Annotated in this window: 1 pseudogene; it reads left to right on the forward strand. The window is 74.7% G+C overall.

The annotated features are described in order from the left end of the window. Positions 1-673: pseudogene (locus tag CSC94_RS24805) on the forward strand (TonB-dependent receptor); the annotation flags it as partial.

Genomic DNA, 673 nt, shown 5'->3' on the forward strand with positions numbered 1-673 from the left:
GCGGCCGGGGCCGACATCCTGCTGCGCAGGTCGGAGAAGACCTGGCTGGAGGCGGAGGTGGCCGGCTCGCGGGGTCCGGGCTTCGCCTCGTCGATCTCCACGGACGGCGGCCTGACGTCTTCGGACGGGACGGCGGCGGGACGGCGCAACGTCACCGCGCTGGCCTGGCGGGTGAAGGGCGAGGGCGACCTGGCGGAACTGACCGGGGAGCGCCTGCGCGGCACGCTGGGCGGCTATTACGAGCAGCGCCAGGGCGGCTTCCAGACGCTGAGCCAGAACGTCAGCGTGGACGAGCGCATCTGGGGCGCCCATGCCAGCGTGGACGTAAGCGAGCGGCTGGCGCTGAGCGGAAGCTACGATGCGCGCCGCGACGACAACGGCGTGTCGGAACAGGAGGGCAGCGGCGCGGTGACGGTGCGTCCGTCGGAGGGCTGGAAGGTGGCGCTGGGCCTGACGTGGACGGCGCGGGCCAACCCGGCGGCGCGCGTGGCCGGCTACAACGGCGAGCGGCTGGTGGCGGGCGTGCGCATCGACCGCGAACTGTCCGACGACGTCTCGGTCTATGCCTTCGGCCAGGGCACGGTGCTGCGGCGCGGCGACCTGCGGGCCAACGACCGCGGCGGGGCGGGGGCGCGCTGGCGCCTGTCCGACCAGGTGGCGCTGTCGGGCGAGG

Origin of the sequence: Zhengella mangrovi, assembly GCF_002727065.1 — a bacterium.
Taxonomy (GTDB): Bacteria; Pseudomonadota; Alphaproteobacteria; order Rhizobiales; family Rhizobiaceae; genus Zhengella; species Zhengella mangrovi.